Raw genomic sequence first — 17863 nt, 5'->3', positions numbered from 1 at the left:
GGTAGGTCTATTAAAAATATAGGTTATTATGATAAAAATTTGTATGAAGAATTAAAGTGTAGAATATAAAAATAAAAAATTTAAATATGAAAAAAATAGATAATGACTTATATTTGAATGTTCATCGTTGTGCAAAAGTCATTATCTATTTCTTATTTTAAATACGATATTGTAAAAATTAAACTAATGTTTTGAATTCATATCCGTTATCTTTAAAGTATTTTATTATTTGTGGTAAAGCTTTTGCAGTTTCTTCTTTTCCGTAAGTATCATGCATTAATAAAACTACCATTTCTTTACCTTCAGAAGTTTTTATAGCTTCTTGAGTTAATTCATCAGCATTTTTTCTTCTACCTTCAGCATCTTTATTTAGAGCGTTCCAATCAATAGAAGCCATATTGTTTTCATCTAAATAAGCATCTAATGGATCCATACCTCTCCAAGACATATGTCCACCTGGGCATCTTATAACTCTTGTTGAGAAGTACTTACCAAGAGTATCTTTTAATAATTCGTCCGTTTTAGCAAAATCAGCTTTAAAAGCGTCTAAATCTAATGTTTTATTTGGATAAAGAGTTTTATAATCATGGCTGTATGAATGATTAGCTATAGCATGTCCATTAGCAAGCTCTTCTTTTAATAATTCTTTAGCTTTATCTCCACCACGTTCAATATTTTGACCAGTAACAAAGAAAGTAGCATGAACATCATTTTCTTTTAATATTCTTAAAACTTCAGGCGTAACAGTTGTAGATGTTCCATCATCAAATGTTAAAAATACAACTTTTTCTCCGTTATTAGAGTAGTCATATGAATTTAACTTTTCTTCAACCTTTTTAGCATCATATGAATACTTCTTAGCATCATTGTTACAGCCAACTATATATTTTTTCTTTTCTTCTTCTTCCTTACGTTTCTTTTCAGCTAAGGCCTTAGCTTCTTCTTCTTTACGTTTTTCCTCTAGTTTTATAGCTTGTTGTTCTTGGATGAATTTTGTAGCTGCAGAAACGACTTTAACTCCTCCAAACACAATGGTAAGTGCAACTAATAAAGTCAGAATACGATTAGGCCTTATAGATCTTTTCTTTTTTTGAGAAAAAATATTTTTATTATTCATAATAATTACCCCCTCAATATTAATTTGTCGAATATTTATACTTATATTATATATCTTGTAGATGGGATGGTCTATTGTAGAAATACTTACAATTTTGTAACTAACTTCTATATAAAGAAATACTATATTAAATGAAAATAAAAAATGAGTATCAAAAATTTAGATACCCATTTCTTTTATTTCAATTTATTTAATTATTTGCGAAGATTACATTTGATTTACTTAATTTATTAAAGTATTTTTTAGTATAAGTAAATAGAAATTGCATCATAGGTCCTATTGTAAATATGATTATGATACTTCCAACACCAACAGGTCCTCCTAAAAGTAAAGCTATAATAAGACCACTAGTTTCAGATACTATTTTTCCAGTCATTAAAGATAATTTAAATTTAGACTTAATCGCCAGCATAAAATAATCTAAAGGGGTATTAGGTAACTCAGAAACTAGGTATATAGAAATACCTAAAGATATAATCGGTAATGAAATTAAGAATAATATAAACTCCATTGAAGATGTGCTTACATTAATTCCGTTAAATACCACAAATCCTAAATCTACAAACACACCTAAAACTAAAGATGTTATTAGTGGAGTTATTTTAGGGAATTCTTTATTTAAAATACCACTAATAATTAAGTTTAGTATAGCAACTATATTCATACAAGTTCCAACTGATAAATTCAGGTGATAGCTTACCCCTATATTAACAGCATCCCAAGGTCCTGCACCAAAGTTAGATATAGCATTTAGTGCTATACCAAGTCCCATTATACAAAGACCAACTACATAAAATAAAACTCTAAATATGTTTTCTTTCTTTTTAAAGTTAAATTTATTAATCATAATATTATTCCTTTCTATTTATAATATAGATTTAATAATTTATATCCTAACATTGGATATGGATATAATCAAGTGTTTGGGTTACTAAGCATTTGCTTAGAAAATCATTTGATGTTGTTTAAGAAAATTTGTTGATATACAATTATATTGATATAAATATAAAGGGGGAAGTAGAGATGTATCTTTGCATTGATGATGATTTGCCAGGATGGTTAAAATTTGATTTAAAAAGAGAAGAAGGGATATGTAAATGTAAGAAAAATTTTAATATAATTCATGAAGAAATGTTAAAAACAAAGCTTAAAAGAGATGAGGAATATGAGAAATTAAATACATTTATATTTGAAGATGCTACTTATTATGTAAAATGTAGTGAGTGTGGGAAATTGTATAAGATACATATAAAATATGAAGGAAGTAAAAAAGATGATATAACGTCTATAGAAAGTATAAAAGAGATAACTCCAGAGTACATAAATCTTAATGTTAAAAGTAAAGAAAAAGAAGATGCAATTTATAATATGGGATATAAGGATTTGATAGTTGAAGTATTTAAAAGTATAGATAATGATGATAGAAAAGAAGTTCAATATAATGTAACTAATAATCAATTTATGATGCAAGTTTAAATAATTCTAAATACTAAAAGAGCAACCTTAAATTATTAAATTTAAAGTTGCTTTTTTATATATTTAGAATTATTTACATTTAAAGCTTGAACAATATGTTTCAGAGTATAAATTAGCTCTACCAACATTTGAAGTTACTGCTATATCATTTAAAGCACATATATTTCCTGCATTATAAGCACAAGTTTTAACATTACATCCAATTATGTTGCAAGGTCCATCGTTATTAGTGTTATTAGTTAATGTACTATATGTAGATTGATCTAAAAATGAGCTACAGCAAGTATGATTACTTGTACGAGCTTTCTTTCCATTTACAGAAATTTTATTTGCATAACATATACCACTGTCGTTATGAGAACAGTTAATTACATTACATCCAATTCTAGCCATTATATTACCTCCTAACAATTATTACTCATTAAGAAGTATTGCCAAATTAATAAAAAATATATCATTAAAAAGTAAAATAGCTATCCTATATTTTGTCTAAGTAAAAATTTGTAAACAAAATTATAGGTAGCTAATATAAAATAAGTTTAAATAGAATTAGTTAATTATCGTACTGAAATAGCTTATTGAAGATATCTTCGTCCATTAAAGCTTTTGCGACTAACTTAGATGAAGATGGATATGATTTTAGAAGTGGTAAAATTTCAAATAATTCATCTTCGTAACTTGAAAAAGTCAATATTTCATTATTTAAAACCTTTTTAGAAAAACTATCCGTAAAATCTTTTATTTTTAAGAAATCTTCAAGTGTAAGCTCACAAAAAACAGATGCTTTATGTTGAGGTTGTTTTAAAAATAATATATTTTGTTTAAACTCTAAAAACTCAATTTTATTATAAATTGTTTTTATATATGGTGAGTCCAAGAAACCACCTCCTTAAAAATTAAACTCTAGATGATACCTTATAATATGCATAATTAATTTAAATGGAAACAAAAATATTTATATAGTATTACTAATTTTTCCTTTTATGTATAAAAAAGTATCATGTGGACAAAATTCTTAATAAAAGGAGGTATGATAAATGTTCGAAGAAAAAAAATCGTTTCCTTGGAAAATACCAGCTTTAGTTTTAGTCTGCGTATTGGTATTAAGCAGTGGAATTTATATAGGTGTAAAATCAAGAAAAGCTAACACATCACCAACTAGCCAATTAACAACTAAAGAATCAAATGGTACAGAGAAAACAACTGAAGCTTTTGGATTAAATAAAAACTGTGAAATATGGGTACAGACAGTTTCTAATGATAGTGATTCAAAGTCATCACCTGTTATGATTGGAACAGTTCCAGATGAATTACTAGACAAATCTGAATCTGAAATAATATCATACTTTGAAGATAAGTATCCAAATAGAGAGGTTGAAAGTATAAGCAAATATGAAATAGTCTTAAAAGAAGGACAAGATGTATCATATGATGTAACTAAAGCCAATAAATATTCAGTTGAAAGTAATAGTGGATATGTAGGAATTTATAAGTATGATAAAGATGGTAAGAAATCTTTAGTAGAAGAAACTGAGATAGATGTAGATGCATTACCAAGAACAGTACAAGATGAATTACAACAAGGTATAGTAGTTAACTCACAAGATGAAGCATATACAAAACTAGAGGATATGAGCAGTTAAATATAAATAGATATTCTTATAGGAGGAGATTTTTGATATCCAAACTAAAGAATATCTATTTTTTTATGATATAATATAAGAACATCAGTTTTAATGAGAGAGATTAGGAGATAATATTTAATCATGATAATACTAGGAATAGATCCAGGTATAGCAATAGTAGGTTATGGAATAATAGAATATAAAAATAATAAGTTCAGAGTTATAGACTATGGTGCTGTAACAACTCCTGCTGGCATGGATATGCTAAAAAGGTTAGAACTTGTTTATAAAGGAATTGATATTCTTATAAAGAAGTACAATATAGATGAAGTTGGAATAGAAGAACTATTTTTCAATAAAAACGTAAAAACAGCAATTACAGTAGCTCAGGCAAGAGGAGTCACTATGCTTGCTTGTGCACATAATGGAAAGCCAGTATACGAATATACACCTCTTCAAGTAAAACAAGGGGTTGTAGGTTATGGTAGAGCTCAAAAGGCTCAGGTACAACAAATGGTAACATCATTTTTAAATTTAAAAGCAGTACCTAAGCCAGATGACGTAGCAGATGCATTAGCAGTTGCAATATGTCATGCTCATGCAAATAGACTAGAAAAAACGCTAAAAAACATAGGGGGCAAGTATGTATAGTTATATAAAAGGAACAATAGAAGAACTTTACTTAGATCATATAGTAATAGATAATAATAATATTGGATATAGAATAAACGTATCATCAAACACATTAAAGGATTTACAATTAGGAAATATGGCTAAAATATATACTAAGTTAATTGTAAGAGAAGATGATATGAGCTTATGTGGTTTTTCTACAAAAGAAGAGCTAGAAATGTTTGAACTATTAACATCTGTATCAAAAATAGGACCTAAAGTAGGTCTTGGAATATTATCCTTCGCATCTCCACGACAACTAGGTGCTTATATAGTAAGTGAGGACATAGCAAAAATGTCAAAAGCACCAGGTGTTGGGAAAAAAACAGCGGAAAGAATAATCTTAGAATTAAAAGATAAAATAGATAAACAAAACATAGAGTTTGAACCAACATTATTATCTCAAGCGCCAATAGCAGTATCACAAGATGAAGCAGTAGATGCTTTAGTAGCACTTGGATACTCATCTCAAGAAGCAAAAGAAGCAGTAGAAAAATGCAAAAAAAGTGGTCTAAATACGGAAGATATAATAAAGAAATCTTTATCATATCTAATGAGTCAAAGCTTAAGATAATAGATTAAAATTATTAAAGGTAAAAAAGCACCTTCGGTAAAACCATAAAATAAATAATTGAATAGTCTAAATATAATTATTTGTATATACTTTGAAAATAAAAATTTGAGGTCAAAACAGAGGCCCAACGGCCAGAATAAAAAGCAAAAACAAAGAAAAAACCCACACAAAACAAAAATTGATAATTAATCAGTAAATTAATAACTAATACAATTATTATAAATTTGTAGTAAGGGGACCTCAAAATTTATCTCGGTACTTATGGGGTAGATAGGGGAAAGAGAAAAATGTAAGTCATTTGCAAGACGCTTTTTGTCTTGCATGCCTTATATTTTACTCGTCCCCTATCTACCCCAGGTTACCCGAAAAAAAGAAAGGGGAAAACAATGTTTGAAGATGAAGATAGGATAATAACATCATCGATGCAACACGAAGATGTTGATATAGAAAATAGTTTAAGACCAAAATCATTATCAGATTATCTAGGTCAAGAAAAAGCAAAAGAACAGCTATCTATATTCATAGAAGCAGCAAAAAGTAGAAACGAACCCTTAGACCACGTATTATTATACGGACCACCAGGGCTTGGAAAAACTACTTTATCAAGCATAATTGCTAACGAAATGGGTGTTAGCTTAAGAATAACTTCAGGACCAGCCATTGAAAGAGCAGGAGACCTAGCAGCAATACTTACAAACTTAAATGAAAATGACGTACTATTTATAGATGAAATACACCGTATAAATAGAAGTGTAGAAGAAGTTTTATATCCAGCTATGGAAGATTATTGTTTGGATATAATTATAGGTAAAGGTCCTTCAGCAAGAAGTATAAGACTTGATTTACCTAAATTTACACTAATCGGTGCTACAACAAGAGCTGGTATGCTTACAAATCCACTAAGAGATAGATTTGGAGTAATATGCAAGCTTGACTACTATACTGTAGACGAATTAGCTCAAATTGTTATGAGATCAGCTGAAATATTAGGTGCTGAGATACAAATTGGTGGAGCTACAGAAATAGCAAGGCGTTCAAGAGGAACACCAAGAATTGCAAATAGATTGTTAAAAAGAGTTAGAGACTATGCTCAAGTAAGAGCAGATGGAAATATAACTGATGAGGTTGCTCACAAAGCTTTAGAACTTTTAGGAGTAGATAGTTTAGGTCTAGATTATGTGGATGAAAAGCTACTTAGAACGATAATTGAAAAGTTTAGAGGAGGACCAGTTGGTTTAGATACACTAGCTGCATCTATTGGTGAAGATAGAAATACAATAGAAGATGTTTATGAGCCGTACTTACTTCAATTAGGATTTATAAATAGAGGTCCTAGAGGAAGAATAGCTATGCCTTTAGCTTATGAGCATCTTAATATAGAAATGCCTAAGAAGTAATTTTATCAAAGAATGCAAATATCATAGAAAAAAGTTAAATTCTTTGATATTATAAATAGTATAATTTTTGAAAGGAAGTTTATTAACATTGAAGACAAGCGACTTTTATTTTGATTTACCAGACGAGTTAATTGCTCAAGTTCCAATATTAGATAGATCAAGTTCTAAGCTAATGGTACTAGATAAAGAAACTGGTAAAATAGAGCATAAGATATTTAAAAATGTAATAGACTATTTAAATCCAGGAGATTGTTTAGTATTAAATGATACTAGAGTTATACCTGCAAGATTAATAGGCGAAAAGGTTGATACTGGAGGAAAAATAGAATTTTTATTACTAAAGAGACATGAAGATGATACATGGGAATCTTTAGTTAAACCAGGAAAGAGAGCTAAAGTAGGAACTAAGTTTTCTTTTGGAAATGGAAAATTAATAGGAGAAGTTGTTGGTTTAGGTCCAGAAGGTTCTAGAATAGTAAAATTCCATTATGAAGGAATTTTCGAAGAAGTTTTAGATGAATTAGGAAATATGCCTCTTCCACCATATATAACAGAAAGATTAGAAGAAAGAGAAAGATACCAAACTGTTTATTCTAAACATAATGGATCTGCAGCTGCACCAACAGCAGGACTTCACTTTACAGAAGAGTTATTACAAAAGATAAAAGATAAGGGTGTTGATATTGCCTTTGTAACATTACATGTAGGATTAGGTACATTTAGACCAGTTAAGGTTGATGATGTATTAGAACATGAAATGCATTCGGAATATTATGTGGTAACTAAAGAAGCAGCTGACAAAATAAATAAAGCTAAAGAAAATGGTAATAACGTTATTTGTGTAGGAACTACAAGTTCAAGAACTGTAGAATCAGTTGCAACTGATGATAACAGGGTTAAAGAAGGTAGTGGATGGACTAGTATATTTATATACCCAGGTTATAAATTTAAAGTAGTTGATAAGCTTATAACTAATTTCCATTTACCTGAGTCTACACTTATAATGTTAGTCAGTGCATTAGCTGGAAAAGAAAACGTACTTAATGCATATAATGTAGCAGTACAAGAAAAGTATAGATTTTTCAGTTTTGGAGATGCAATGATAATTAAATAGGGGGACAAAATGAAAAATAGTATAGATAAAAGCAATTTATCTCTTAGAATAGCATATGTATTTGAATCTATTCTTGCCATGGTTTGTTTGCTTGCAATATTTTTAGGAACAATTGACGTATTAAGAATGATTTGGGATGCTTATATAGTTAACTTCCAAACGCCAGTTGATTACACTGAACTAAACAGTTTATTGGGGCAAATATTACTTCTAGTCATAGGAGTAGAGTTAGTAGTAATGCTATCTCTTCACTTACCAGGTGCATTATTAGAAGTTCTTTTATATGCTATAGCAAGAAAATTACTTTTATTACCAAAAACTGCAGGTATGGGAGATTTACTATTAGGTATAATTTCTATAGCAGGACTATTTGCTATTAGAAAATACTTATTAACAAATGATAATAGCACAATGAATGTGACAAGTATACATTACGATGAAGAAGAGGAACATGACGTAAAAGAATAATAAAGTACCTCTTATTCAAAGACTGAAATAAGGAGAGACAAAATGAGCGCAATAAGATACGAACTTATAAAAACTTGTAAGCAAAGTGGAGCAAGACTTGGTAGACTTCATACTCCACATGGTGTAATAGAAACACCAATATTTATGCCTGTTGGAACTCAAGCAACAGTAAAATCAATGACACCAGAAGAATTAAAAGAAATAGGATCTCAAATAATATTAAGTAATACTTATCACTTATATATGAGACCAGGACATGAGTTAATAAAAGAAGCAGGTGGACTTCATAAGTTTATGAACTGGGATAAGCCAATACTTACAGATAGTGGTGGATTCCAAGTATTTAGTTTAGGGCCACTTAGAAAAATAACTGAAGAAGGTGTTCACTTTAGATCTCATTTAGATGGTTCAAAACATTTTATAAGTCCAGAAAAAGCTATGGAAATACAAAATGCTTTAGGATCAGATATAATGATGGCATTTGATGAATGTGCACCATATCCAGCTGATAGAGATTACGTAAAGAAATCTTTAGAAAGAACTACTAGATGGCTACACAGATGTAAAGAAGCTCATAAAAATACAGAAAACCAAGCATTATTTGGTATAATCCAAGGTGGTATGTATAAAGACCTAAGAGAGCAATCAGCTAAAGAAGTATTAGCTGTTGATTTACCTGGGTATGCAATAGGAGGTCTTTCAGTTGGAGAACCTAAGCATTTAATGTATGAAGTATTAGAATATACTACACCTTTAATGCCAGTTGATAAACCAAGATACCTAATGGGTGTTGGTTCACCTGATGACTTAATTGAAGGAGTTATAAGAGGAGTAGATATGTTTGACTGCGTACTTCCAACTCGTATAGCAAGAAATGGTACTGCTATGACTAGTCAAGGTAAGGTTGTTGTTAGAAATGCAAAATATGCAAAAGACTTGACTCCACTTGATCCAGAGTGTGATTGTTACTGCTGTAAAAACTATACTAGAGCTTATATAAGACACTTAGTTAAGGCTAATGAAATACTAGCATCTAGACTTATAACTACACATAACTTACACTTCTTATTAAAATTAATGGAACAAGTAAGACAGGCAATAAGAGAAGACAGATTATTAGATTTTAGAGCGGAATTTTTCGAAAAATACGGGTATGAATTATAATCATTTTAATATATAATATTTATTATATTAGAATTTAATAAAGGAGATGAACTAATATGCAACAATGGATAACTGTGATAATAATGTACATAGCAATATTTGCTGTATTCTATTTCCTATTTATAAGACCTCAAAAGAAGAAAGAAAACAAATTAAAAGAAATGAGAAATAACTTAGCAGTAGGAGATAAAGTTACTACTATAGGTGGTATAATAGCAAATGTTGCTAAAGTTGAAGAAGATTCAGTAATACTAGAGATAGGACCAAATAGAACTAAAGTACCATTTGAAAAATGGGCTATAGGAACTGTTGAGCCAAAAAAAGAGCAAGCTTAATAATTTGTAATTTTTAAACCTTTCCTTGAATATATATTTTTCGAGGGGAGGTTTTTTTATGGAAAAAACAAATCATGTTTTAAAAGGTTTAGGATATTCTTACATATTAACTCTAATAGTACTTTTACTATATAATTTAGTTCTAACATTTACAACTGTATCAGGGAATACAATTGCAATGGTAACTGCATTTATAACAACTGCATCAGCTGCATTTGGAGGCTTTTATACTTCTCAACATATAAAGGAAAAAGGACTTATATATGGGTTAATAGTAGGTTTAATGTACATAGTGTGTCTTATAATGATAGTTTATCTAGCTCAAGAGAATTTTACTTTTGATATTGACATGCTATATAAGACAGTATTTACTACACTAGCTGGTGGAATAGGTGGCGTTTTAGGTGTTAACTTCAAATAAATTCCACAAAAGGAATAAATTGTGATATAATCTAAAAAGATTTATAACAATAGGAGGTAATTTAAGATGGAAAAGAAACATGTAAAAACTTTATCTCAAGCTACATTAAAAAACAGTGCTGCTAAAGGTGGATGTGGAGAATGTCAAACATCTTGTCAATCAGCTTGTAAAACTTCTTGTACAGTAGCTAACCAAGAGTGCGAAAGATAGTAGAGTAATTATTATTGGACGTAGGCCGCGGGGATGCCATGAACGTGAATTTACCACTCAATCAAGCCAAAGTGCGGCTTGAAAATGAGTTGTAAATTTCACATTTCATGTCACCCCGCTAGGGCGTTCGACCAATTATAAATTTTACTTTTATGAATAAGAAGAGAAGAGTGGAGTTATCAATATTTGATAACTCTTTTTCATTATTGATTAGCTTTTGTAGAAGATATATAATAGGTATTGGTGTTTAGTAACATTAGAGGGAAAATGTGTTGATATATAGATTGAAATGGTTTTGATAATTGAGTGTTGATATTTTACATATAAATTAAAAAGACTAGTATTATTTTTTAGGAGGAGTTTGTGTATGAGTATGATACATAAGTTTTCAATGAACGGATATAATATCGTTCTTGATGTAAATGGTGGAGCAGTTCATGTTTTAGATGATGTTGCTTACAGAGTGTTAGATTTTTATAAAGATAAGTCTAGAGAAGAGATAGTTGAAGCTTTAAAGGATGAATATAGTGCTGAGCAAGTTTTAGAGTCTTGCGATGAAATTGCTAACTTAGAAGAAGAAGGTCTTTTATATACTGAGGAAGTATACAGTACTCATCCTAGCTTTGTTGATAGAAAGAAAGTTGTTAAAGCTATGTGCTTACATGTTGCTCATGATTGTAACTTAAAGTGTAAATACTGCTTTGCAGCTCAAGGTGATTTCGGTGGAGCTAAGGAAATGATGAGCTTTGAGGTTGGTAAAAAGGCAATAGATTACTTAATAGCTAACTCAGGTAATAGAAGAAACTTAGAGATAGATTTCTTCGGTGGAGAGCCTTTAATGAACTTTGATGTAGTTAAGCAATTAGTTGATTACGGAAGAAGCGTTGAAAAGGAACATGGAAAAAATATAAGATTTACTATAACTACTAATGGTATTTTATTAGATGATGAAAAAATAAAATATATAAATGAAAACATGCATAATGCAGTTTTAAGTTTAGATGGTAGAAAATCTGTAAATGATAATATGAGACCTACTTTAAACGATAAAGGAAGTCATGATGTAATATTACCTAAATTTAAAAAGCTTGTAGATGAAAGACCAAAGGATAAGTACTACTATATAAGAGGTACTTTCACTAGAGAAAACTTAGATTTTTCTGAGGATGTTATGTACTTTGCAGAACAAGGATTCAAGTTAACTTCAATAGAACCTGTTGTTGGTGATGAATCTAATCCATATGCTTTAAGAGAAGAAGATTTACCAAAGGTATTTGAAGAGTATGAAAAGTTAGCTGTTGAGTACGCTGATATGCAAGTTAAAGGTGATGATTTTAAATTCTTCCACTTTATAGTTGATTTAAATCAAGGTCCTTGTGTAATAAAGAGAATAACAGGATGTGGAGCAGGTAATGAGTACTTAGCTATAACTCCAAACGGAGATATATTCCCATGTCACCAATTTGTTGGAAATGATGAGTATAAATTAGCTAATATAATGGATGAAGAAGTAGTTCTTCCACTAGATATAACTAATAAGTTTAGAAATGCTCATGTTTACAGCAAAGAAGAATGTATGAATTGCTGGAATAAGTTCTATTGTTCTGGTGGATGTCATGCAAATGCTATGAACTTCAATGGTGATGTTATGAAGCCATATGAACTTGGATGTGAAATGCAAAAGAAACGTACTGAGTGTTCTATAATGATACAAGCAAAGAAAATGTTAGAAGGGAAGTAATAACCCATGATAAAAGCATTCAATGGAATTGAACCTAATATTGATGAGTCTGTTTTTGTAGCAGGAAGTGCTGATATAATAGGAGATGTTACAATAAGTAAAAATGCGAGTATATGGTACAATGCTGTTATTAGAGGTGATGAACAACCGATAACTATTGGAGAAAATACAAATATCCAAGATGGTTCAGTTGTTCATACTGGATATAATGAACCTACACGAATTGGAAACAATGTTACAGTAGGCCACAAAGCATTAGTTCATGGATGTAAAATTGGAGATAATACTTTAATTGGTATGGGAGCTATAGTTTTAGATGGTGCTGAAGTTGGTGAATTTACTTTACTTGGTGCAGGAAGTTTAGTTCCTCCAGGTAAGAAAATTCCATCTGGTGTACTTGCTATGGGTTCTCCTGCTAAAGTTATTAGAGAACTTTCTGATGAAGAAAAAGAAAATTTAATACAATCATCAAAAAATTATGTAGAAACTGCTAAAAAGCATAAATAAAATTACATGGCTATCTAGAGTTGGGATATGTTCGTACCAAGTCGGGCTGGCGGAATATATATTTTTTAGTCATGCAGCTGGAGTGATGCTGCGAATGACTAAAAAATATACATTTCCATCTTGCCCTGGGTATGAACATATTAACTCATAGATAGCTTTTTTAATTTTATTTTAATTTTTTTATCATTTTTATTGTGGGTAAAATGAGGTAAAAATATATAAAATGTGGGAATAATAGAAATTATTGATTAAAATAAATTGTGTATTTATTAATAGTAGTATATAAATAATGTATAGAGGTTAGAGATTTGTATAGAACGGGTAATCTTAGGAGTGATGGTCATGAAGGTGAGTTATAAGAATATAAAACGATATAAGGAAATTTTACATATACTTATAAAATATGGGTTTAGTTTTGCTGTTGAGAAGCTTAATATGGAGCAGGTTGCTTATAGAATTCCTATGACTAAGCCAAGTGAAGAAATAATTAATATGACTACTGGGGAGCGAATACGAAAGGCTTTTGAAGAATTAGGTCCTACTTATGTTAAGCTTGGGCAAATTTTAAGTACTAGAAGTGATATATTTGACCAAGATGTTATAGATGAGTTGAGCAAACTTAGAGATAATGTTGAGATGTTTAGTACTGATATAGCTAAGGAGATTTTTATATCAGATACAGGTCTTAAGATAGAGGATGTATTTAAGGAGTTTAATTATACTCCTATAGCAGCGGCATCTATTGGACAGGCTTATGAAGGAAAATTATACTCTGGTGAAGAGGTAATTGTAAAAATACAAAGGCCTAATATAGAACAAACTATAAAATCTGATTTGGAAATACTTCAAAGTGGAGCGAGTATATTAAATGATATAGTAAAAGATAATGAAACAAACTTTGAAAAAATATTAGAAGAATTTAAAATTCAATTACTTAGAGAGCTAGATTATAATTTTGAAGCTATAAATGCTATAAAGTTTTATGATATATTCAAAGATAGCGATGAGGTTTATATACCTAAGATATATAGTGAGTACACAACTAAAAGAGTTTTAGTTATGGAAAAAATTATAGGTATAAAATTAAGTGATATAAGTACAATAAAAAGTTTTGGATGGGATACTAAGAAAATAAGCGATATAGGCGTTAGATCATTGTTTAAGCAAGTTTTTGAATATGGATTTTTCCATGCAGACCCTCATCCAGGTAATATATTTGTATTAGGTAATAACTGCATATCTTATATTGATTTTGGTATGATTGGTCTTATTGATAAAAAAACATTAAACTCTTTAAACTCAATAGTTTTAGCTGTTGTGAATAGAAATGTTGATAAGATTTTATTTTTATTTGAAGAAATGGGGATTATAAAGTCCGCGGTAGATAAGGATTCAATTAGATTAGACTTACTTTATTTACTTCATTATTATTATGATATACCTTTAGAGAAGATAAGTTTATCTGAAATACTTAATGAAGTATTTAGATTCTTTAGAAAATATAATATAAGTATGCCCTCAGAGTTTTCTATATTGGCAAAAACAGTTATAACTTTAGAAGGTACAGCAAGAGAGCTTAATCCTAATTTTACAGTTGAGGTAATTGGAAAAGAATTTATAAGTTATTATTATAAACATATATTAAATCCTAAAGAAATTTTAAGTAGCTCAAAAAATATTATGGAAGAAGCTTATATGGATTTAAAGCATATTCCAAAACAATTAAGAGTTATACTTAAAAACATAGAAAGAAATAATACTAAAATTCACATAGATGATATAAAAGCTCCAAAGTTAGAAGAACAGTTAAATGATTTGACTACTAATATTTCGTTAAGTTTAGTATTAGCATCATTAGTAGTTGGGTCATCTCTTATAATAGCATCTCCTAATATAGAGCAAAATATATGGGTTAGATATCTTGCAATAGCAGGTTTTATTGTTTCATTTATAGTAGGGTTAACTTTAGTAATAACTTTATTTAAGACAAAGTATAAGCGAAAGTAGAGGTGAGAAATTTGATATTTAATAAAAAATGGACATTAAAGCATAAAGGGAAAATAGAAAAAGATGAATTAAGTGAAAAAATAAAAATTTCTCCGGAAATTAGTCAAATATTAAAGAATAGAGGTATAGAAGACGAAAAAGATTCAGAAATATTTATGAATCCTTCTTTAGATTACTTAAGAGATCCTTTTTTAATGAAAGATATGAAAAAATCTGTAGAAAGAATTCAAAAAGCTATAGAAAATAAAGAAAATATATTTATTTATGGAGATTATGATGTAGATGGAGTTTCATCAACTTCTATTCTTTATTTATATTTTGATTCTATAAATTATCCAGTAAGCTATTATATACCAAATAGATTAGAAGAAGGATATGGGATAAATGAGGAAGCTATAAGAAAAATTCATGAACAAGGTTGTAACTTAATAATAAGTGTAGACTGTGGTATAACATCAGTTAAAGAAGTTGATATTGCAAATGAACTTGGTATTGATGTTATAATAACTGATCACCATGAATGCCAAAGTGAAATTCCTAAAGCTTATGCAGTTATAAATCCAAAGCAAGAAGATTGTCATTATCCATTTGACATGCTTTGTGGTTGTGGGGTTGCATTTAAATTAATACAAGCTTTAACACCTCCAGACGTATTTAAAGAAAGTATGTATGATTATCTAGAGATAACAACTTTAGCAACTATTTGTGATATAGTTCCTTTAGTAGATGAAAATAGAATAATAGTAAAAAATGGTTTAAAACTAATGAAAGAGGGGAAAAATCTAGGATTAAGAGAACTTATAAAAATATGTGGAGTTGATACTGAAAAAATAGGATCATCACATATAGGATTCTCTATAGGTCCAAGAATAAATGCCTCTGGAAGATTAGGATACTCATATTTAGGAGTTCAATTATTTACAACAAAAAGTGAATATGAAGCTAATGAAATAGCTAGAACATTAGAAGAAAAGAATAATGAAAGACAAATGATAGAAGCTAAAATGTATCATGAAGCTGAAGAAATAATAAAATCTAATGAAAGATATGAAAATGATAAGGTTTTAGTAATTGCAAATGAACACTGGCAGCATGGAATCATAGGAATAGTAGCATCTAAGCTTACGGAAAAATATTATAAGCCAACTATACTTTTAACTATTGAAGATGGTAGGGCTTCAGGATCAGCAAGATCTATAAAAGGATTTAGCATATTTGATGCACTTATGAGCTGTAAAGATTTATTAGAAAAGTTTGGTGGTCATGAACAAGCAGCAGGTCTTTCTTTAGATGCTAGTAATGTAGATACATTAAGAGATGAAGTTAATAAAATTGCAGATTATAACTTAACTTTTGAAGATATGATTGAAAATATAAAAGTTGAATTTGAATTAGAAGAAGATAAAGTGAGTTTAGATTTAGTAGACGAATTACATAAATTAGAACCATTTGGTTTAAGTAATCCAAGCCCTAGATTTATAATGAGGAATTTAGTTTTAGATGATATATTTACTTTAGGTAAGAACAAGCAACATTTAAAATTAAATGTATATAATGAAAATACATATGAGTGTATAGGATTTAATATGGCTCATTTAAAAGCGAACTTTAACCCTGGAGACAAAGTAGATTTACTATTCCAATTAGATGAAAATAACTATATGGGTAATAGAACTGTTCAGCTTTTACTTAAAGATATGAGGCTTAGTCACCCTAAAAATGCTATGAAAGATAAACTTTCTTTAAAATTATTTTCAAAAATAGTTCCAAATAGTCAAAATAACTTGTATACTATTAATTCTGGTGATGAAAACTTAATAAGCACAAATATAAATGGGCAACATATAATGGATGGTAGCGAAGATATAAATATATTTGATTACTTAGTAGAAGATACATTAGTTATAGCAAATACTGTAAATGGTTTTTACAGGGCTATATCAGATATGTCTCTTTTAGAAGAAGAATTTGACATCAATTATCGTGAAAATACTATAAATACAGCCAAATTACAACTTATATTTTCACCAAATATTGATAAAATAGATGTAAAAAGATATAATAATATTGTTCTTTATGATTATTTATATGACAGTAAGGAATATTCGTATCTAAATGAAAATAAAAATGAATGTTGTCATGTAATTAAATATTACAATGAAACAGACCAATTATATTTAAAAAATATTATAAATAATATCATTCCAGAAAGAGAAGAGTTTATAGTAGTATATAAGTTAGCTCTAGTAAATAAGTCTTTCGAATTAGACATGTTAGACATTAGAAAAACATTTAATATAATGCCAATTAAGTTATTTACAATTTTAAATGTTTTTAAAGAATTATCATTATTAGATTTTAGTTTAGACTATGACAGCAATATAATGTCTATAAACTTATTAGAAAAGCCAAACAAAAAATTAAATCTAGATGAAAGTATTATACTTAAAAATCTTAAAGATTTAAGAGCAGAATATTTAAAGAGCTATTAGGAGGTATTCCAAAATGGATTTAAAAAAAGTAGTAAGAGAAATTGAAGATTTTCCAATCCCAGGTATAAGTTTCAAAGATATAACAACGTTATTACAAGATGGAAGGGCGTTTAAGTATTCAATAGACGCTATAATAGAAGATTTAAAAGATAAAAATGTAGATGTAATAGTTGGACCGGAAGCAAGAGGATTTTTAATGGGAACACCAGTTGCATACGGATTAGGAATAGGGTTTGTTCCAGTTAGAAAACCAGGAAAGTTACCAGCTGAAGTTGAAAGCTATGATTATGGTTTAGAATACGGAAAAGATATTTTAGAAATACATAAAGATGCTATAAAGCCAGGTCAAAGAGTAGCAATAGTTGATGATTTATTAGCTACAGGAGGTACTATGGAAGCTGCAGCTAAACTTATAGAACGTTTAGGTGGAGAAGTAGTATCAATGCAATTTTTAATCGAATTAGAAGATTTAAATGGTAAAGAATTACTATCTAAATACCATATAAATTCTTTAATAAAATACTAAGACTTTTACAATAGTTG

The 17863-nt window shown here is 29.0% G+C and carries 20 protein-coding genes; 16 read left to right on the top strand and 4 right to left on the bottom strand.

What is annotated here, in order from left to right:
* Positions 1-178: 178 nt before the first annotated feature.
* Together I2A66_RS09710 and I2A66_RS09705 are read right to left on the bottom strand one after the other, a co-directional pair.
* Positions 179-1117 (bottom strand): polysaccharide deacetylase family protein, encoded by a 939-nt coding sequence (locus I2A66_RS09710; RefSeq protein ID WP_195251533.1) that lies wholly within the window; start codon positions 1115-1117, stop codon positions 179-181.
* Between the two features lie 190 nt (positions 1118-1307).
* Complete coding sequence (locus I2A66_RS09705) at positions 1308-1964, bottom strand: YczE/YyaS/YitT family protein (protein ID WP_195251531.1); 657 nt, start codon at positions 1962-1964, stop codon at positions 1308-1310.
* 176 nt (positions 1965-2140) lie between these two features.
* On the opposite strand from I2A66_RS09705, the gene I2A66_RS09700 reads away from it, so the two are divergent.
* Positions 2141-2593 (top strand): hypothetical protein, encoded by a 453-nt coding sequence (locus I2A66_RS09700; RefSeq protein WP_122639202.1) that lies wholly within the window; start codon positions 2141-2143, stop codon positions 2591-2593.
* Between the two features lie 69 nt (positions 2594-2662).
* Here the strand turns inward: I2A66_RS09700 and I2A66_RS09695 are convergent, their stop codons facing one another.
* Together I2A66_RS09695 and I2A66_RS09690 are read right to left on the bottom strand one after the other, a co-directional pair.
* Positions 2663-2986 (bottom strand): DUF1540 domain-containing protein, encoded by a 324-nt coding sequence (locus I2A66_RS09695; RefSeq protein WP_122639201.1) that lies wholly within the window; start codon positions 2984-2986, stop codon positions 2663-2665.
* Between the two features lie 160 nt (positions 2987-3146).
* Complete coding sequence (locus I2A66_RS09690; RefSeq protein ID WP_122639200.1) at positions 3147-3470, bottom strand: hypothetical protein; 324 nt, start codon at positions 3468-3470, stop codon at positions 3147-3149.
* Between the two features lie 160 nt (positions 3471-3630).
* Between I2A66_RS09690 and I2A66_RS09685 the strand changes: the two genes are divergently transcribed.
* From I2A66_RS09685 to I2A66_RS09615, 15 genes are all read left to right on the top strand, one after another.
* Positions 3631-4236: a BofC C-terminal domain-containing protein gene (locus I2A66_RS09685; RefSeq protein WP_122639199.1), complete on the top strand. Its 606-nt coding sequence runs from the start codon at positions 3631-3633 to the stop codon at positions 4234-4236.
* 123 nt (positions 4237-4359) lie between these two features.
* Complete coding sequence (gene ruvC / locus I2A66_RS09680) at positions 4360-4869, top strand: crossover junction endodeoxyribonuclease RuvC (RefSeq protein WP_122639198.1); 510 nt, start codon at positions 4360-4362, stop codon at positions 4867-4869.
* Positions 4862-5464, top strand: coding sequence for a Holliday junction branch migration protein RuvA (ruvA, locus tag I2A66_RS09675; protein ID WP_122639197.1), 603 nt, complete (start codon positions 4862-4864; stop codon positions 5462-5464). Before ruvC ends, ruvA begins: the two co-directional genes overlap by 8 nt.
* Before the next feature lie 386 nt (positions 5465-5850).
* The gene (gene ruvB / locus I2A66_RS09670) at positions 5851-6861 is read left to right on the top strand and encodes a Holliday junction branch migration DNA helicase RuvB (protein ID WP_122639196.1); all 1011 of its coding nucleotides are present in this window, start codon (positions 5851-5853) and stop codon (positions 6859-6861) included.
* Positions 6862-6949: 88 nt separating this feature from the next.
* Positions 6950-7975, top strand: coding sequence for a tRNA preQ1(34) S-adenosylmethionine ribosyltransferase-isomerase QueA (queA, locus tag I2A66_RS09665; protein ID WP_122639195.1), 1026 nt, complete (start codon positions 6950-6952; stop codon positions 7973-7975).
* Positions 7976-7984: 9 nt separating this feature from the next.
* A complete protein-coding gene (locus I2A66_RS09660) occupies positions 7985-8443 on the top strand; it encodes a phosphate-starvation-inducible PsiE family protein (protein WP_122639194.1) in 459 nt (152 codons plus the stop codon).
* A gap of 42 nt (positions 8444-8485) precedes the next feature.
* The gene (gene tgt / locus I2A66_RS09655) at positions 8486-9607 is read left to right on the top strand and encodes a tRNA guanosine(34) transglycosylase Tgt (protein WP_147516426.1); all 1122 of its coding nucleotides are present in this window, start codon (positions 8486-8488) and stop codon (positions 9605-9607) included.
* 56 nt (positions 9608-9663) lie between these two features.
* Positions 9664-9942 (top strand): preprotein translocase subunit YajC, encoded by a 279-nt coding sequence (yajC, locus tag I2A66_RS09650; protein ID WP_122639192.1) that lies wholly within the window; start codon positions 9664-9666, stop codon positions 9940-9942.
* Between the two features lie 58 nt (positions 9943-10000).
* Positions 10001-10363, top strand: a complete 363-nt coding sequence (locus tag I2A66_RS09645) for a TIGR04086 family membrane protein (RefSeq protein ID WP_122639191.1) — start codon at positions 10001-10003, stop codon at positions 10361-10363.
* A 66-nt stretch (positions 10364-10429) separates the two neighbouring features.
* Positions 10430-10573, top strand: a complete 144-nt coding sequence (gene scfA / locus I2A66_RS09640; protein WP_094368636.1) for a six-cysteine ranthipeptide SCIFF — start codon at positions 10430-10432, stop codon at positions 10571-10573.
* 367 nt (positions 10574-10940) lie between these two features.
* The gene (scfB, locus tag I2A66_RS09635; protein ID WP_122639190.1) at positions 10941-12314 is read left to right on the top strand and encodes a thioether cross-link-forming SCIFF peptide maturase; all 1374 of its coding nucleotides are present in this window, start codon (positions 10941-10943) and stop codon (positions 12312-12314) included.
* A 6-nt stretch (positions 12315-12320) separates the two neighbouring features.
* Complete coding sequence (locus I2A66_RS09630) at positions 12321-12821, top strand: gamma carbonic anhydrase family protein (protein WP_122639189.1); 501 nt, start codon at positions 12321-12323, stop codon at positions 12819-12821.
* A gap of 342 nt (positions 12822-13163) precedes the next feature.
* Entirely contained in the window at positions 13164-14828 is a 1665-nt protein-coding gene (locus I2A66_RS09625; RefSeq protein WP_147516427.1) for an ABC1 kinase family protein, read from the top strand.
* A gap of 11 nt (positions 14829-14839) precedes the next feature.
* On the top strand, positions 14840-17320 hold the full coding sequence (gene recJ / locus I2A66_RS09620; protein WP_195251530.1) for a single-stranded-DNA-specific exonuclease RecJ: 2481 nt from the start codon (positions 14840-14842) through the stop codon (positions 17318-17320).
* Between the two features lie 13 nt (positions 17321-17333).
* On the top strand, positions 17334-17846 hold the full coding sequence (locus I2A66_RS09615; protein WP_195251529.1) for an adenine phosphoribosyltransferase: 513 nt from the start codon (positions 17334-17336) through the stop codon (positions 17844-17846).
* The last annotated feature ends 17 nt before the right edge of the window (positions 17847-17863 follow it).

It is taken from the genome of Romboutsia sp. 1001713B170207_170306_H8 (genome assembly GCF_015550495.1).
Lineage (GTDB): Bacteria > Bacillota > Clostridia > Peptostreptococcales > Peptostreptococcaceae > Romboutsia_E.
The sequence above is the reverse complement of the archived record's forward strand: the minus strand, read 5'-3'. Positions and strand labels throughout refer to the sequence as shown.